The following is a 2,808-nucleotide window of genomic DNA, read 5'->3' on the forward strand; positions in this document are numbered from 1 at the left end:
GATGTGAAGATCAACGTAGTCTCAAGCTAGTTTATTATTAACATGTCCGCGAATAACCTTAAAATTAATCAGGCAAATTGCATATATATCTTTTCCATTTTTTGCATTATTATAAAAGTAAAACCTACTGGGGAATGATTGGGAATGAAAGGAACAATACTCGTAATTTTTAGTTTGCTTTTAGTAGCAGGAGGTCTATATATTTTCCAGAAAGAAAGGGAAGAACGCTATGCTGGACAGAGTTTTATACCCGAACGCTCGAAAGATGTCCCTCTATATAAAGGATTAAGTCCTGATGGTAGCCCTGAGTACGTCATTGAAGGTGATCATTGGGAAGAAATATTAGCCTATTACAAGAAAGTTCTCCCAGAAAACGGCTGGGAAGAAGTCTATATCCAGTCCTCTGACAATCATAATGAGGATGGCGCTGGCTTCATGTCCTCCTGGCATAAAAAAGGGCAGCAATGGGAGTTGTATATTGGAGGAGGATACTTTAAGAATCAGAATCAGACCGAAGTTATTTTTGATAAGAGAGAGAGAATGATTGTATCTTCATGGATCGAAGACCAGCCTGAGTCAATCTGTATTAACGAACAGCCAGAGCGAAGTAAAGACTGTTTTGAAATAACCGATAAAGAGACCATCAGTGAAATTATTTCAATGATTAATGGAGCATTTGATCAGAATAAAGAAAGAACTCCTTATGAGGGAAAAAGCACAATAGATGCTGGATCATTCCAAATTAAAGTCTATTATGATTTAGATAAGGGAATATATCTAGTATCCGATAAGGGTACAAAATGGATGAAACCAGAGAAAGAGTTTTTTGAATCCACCAGAATTTCAAAGGAATATTAATATATATGTTATAACAACAAGCATCGGTCCCCCAAGCCGGTGTTTTTTCACTTAAAGAATAAATAATTTTTCAGTTCATTTGCATTTAACTGCTTAAAATGAGTAATATCTTCCTAGGCCAACCTAATTATTTTTGTGTTCTTTATCAAATATCTTGAGGTTGAGAGAAGATAATTTTTAAATAAAAGTGTATTCTATTGTTAAAACTTGATTTGATACGAACAATCGATAGGAATCGTTTAAGATTAGAGATATAAAAGGGATGTGACCTTCATGAATTCAATTACAGCGGTGGCAAATGAACTTCAGCAAAATTCTGAAAAAATTTCAAGGGAAATGGTAGAAAAGATAATTGTTCTGATCGGGGTTGAAATACCACAATCGGAAATCAACCAGGCGATTGAAGTCTATACAGAGTATTTAGGTTTTCTGGGTGAATCCATTAAAAACTCTGATGAAACAACTCCTGACGCATTGCTTGAATGGAGCCGAAATAATGGTGAACGAGAAGCAGCAAAAGGGGGAAGAGTATCAGATATTATCCTCCGTTATCCACCAACAAGACTTGTATTCATAGATAAAATGGCTGAGATTTGTATGAAACATGACATTAAAGTCGAGGACTTGATTTGGATCAATAAACGAGTGAACAACATGCTCGATATAAGCATTAATGAAACTGTATTTGCATTTGAGAGACAAAATTCGAAGCTGATGAAGGAAGTACAGGACGAAGTCAATATCCTTTCGACTCCTGTTGTCCCTGTTCAGGAAAATATCGCGGTCTTGCCGCTTGTTGGCAAAATGGACCATGACCGGGCAACTCTTATCATGGAACGTGCTGTTCCACTAGTTGCTAAACAAAAAATACAATGTCTGATTATTGATTTTTCAGGTATTGTGACAATCGACGCTACCATTGCCAAGCATGTATTTGATATCCATAATGTGCTCCGACTGTTGGGAGTGGACTCAATCGCAACAGGGATGAGACCTGAACTGGCTCAGGCAGCTGTAGAGGGAGGCGTTAATTTCTCTAGTATAAAAACGTTCTCGACTGTAAAGCAGGCAATAGAAAGTATTAATAGCAATAATTAGTCTTATAACTCATTCCTTGCTGAGATAAGGAGATTGGAGGACAAGTTTGGAAAATAATCGACAAGAAATAAGACTGATCGCACTGGACATGGACGGAACTCTATTAGACGATCATCATGAGGTTTCTGATGAAAATCGACAAGCAATCAAAGAAGCTGAGAAAAAAGGAGTTAAAGTTGTACTAAGTACTGGCCGAAGCCTAAAAACAGCTAAGGATTATGTTTTATCGCTTGAGTTGTCGTCCTATCTAGTTACTGTTAACGGCAGTGAAATCTGGGGTCCGGACGGTGAACTTATTGAACGGACTCCGGTTGCCACAGAGCATATTCAATGGATGCATGATCTATCCAGACAGAACAACGCGAGATTCTGGGCAATAAGCACCGAAAATAACTGGAACAATGAAATGCCCGAAGATGTCCTTTCGCAAGAATGGCTAAAGTTTGGCTTCCACATCGAAGAAGATGCCATCCGTGAAAAAGTACTGAAAGAACTGGAGGCTAAAGGCTTATTTGAAATTAGTAATTCGAGCCTGGTCAATATCGAAGTGAATTCAATAGGAATCAACAAGGCAAAAGGCCTGAAAAAGGTCTGCAGCCTGCTTGGTATTTCAATGAAAAATGTTATGGCTGTTGGTGATAGCATGAATGATATTGCCATGATTACCGAGGCAGGATTAGGTATCGCAATGGGCAATGCACAGGATACAGTTAAAAAAGCAGCGGATGACATTACAGGAAAAAACACCGAAAATGGAGTCGCGCTGGCAATCCAGAAATGGGTACTATCGTAATTCTACAGAAGCAGGTTAATACTGCTTCTTATTTTTGTTTTGAGAGAATATCCATTATC

General features: G+C 38.0%; 3 protein-coding genes. All 3 read left to right on the forward strand.

The window, feature by feature from the left end; all coding sequences use genetic code 11:
- The first annotated feature begins 144 nt into the window (after window positions 1-144).
- The 3 genes from WB217_RS01490 to WB217_RS01500 all read left to right on the forward strand — a co-directional run bounded on the left by WB217_RS01490 (window position 145) and on the right by WB217_RS01500 (window position 2,749).
- Window positions 145-858 (forward strand): hypothetical protein, encoded by a 714-nt coding sequence (locus tag WB217_RS01490; RefSeq protein WP_423989990.1) that lies wholly within the window; start codon window positions 145-147, stop codon window positions 856-858.
- A 273-nt stretch (window positions 859-1,131) separates the two neighbouring features.
- Entirely contained in the window at window positions 1,132-1,956 is an 825-nt protein-coding gene (locus tag WB217_RS01495) for an STAS domain-containing protein (RefSeq protein WP_423989992.1), read from the forward strand.
- 46 nt (window positions 1,957-2,002) lie between these two features.
- A complete protein-coding gene (locus tag WB217_RS01500) occupies window positions 2,003-2,749 on the forward strand; it encodes a Cof-type HAD-IIB family hydrolase (protein WP_423989994.1) in 747 nt (248 codons plus the stop codon).
- Window positions 2,750-2,808 lie beyond the last annotated feature (59 nt).

This window comes from Mesobacillus sp., from assembly GCF_049588175.1.
Taxonomy (GTDB): domain Bacteria; phylum Bacillota; class Bacilli; order Bacillales; family Cytobacillaceae; genus Mesobacillus.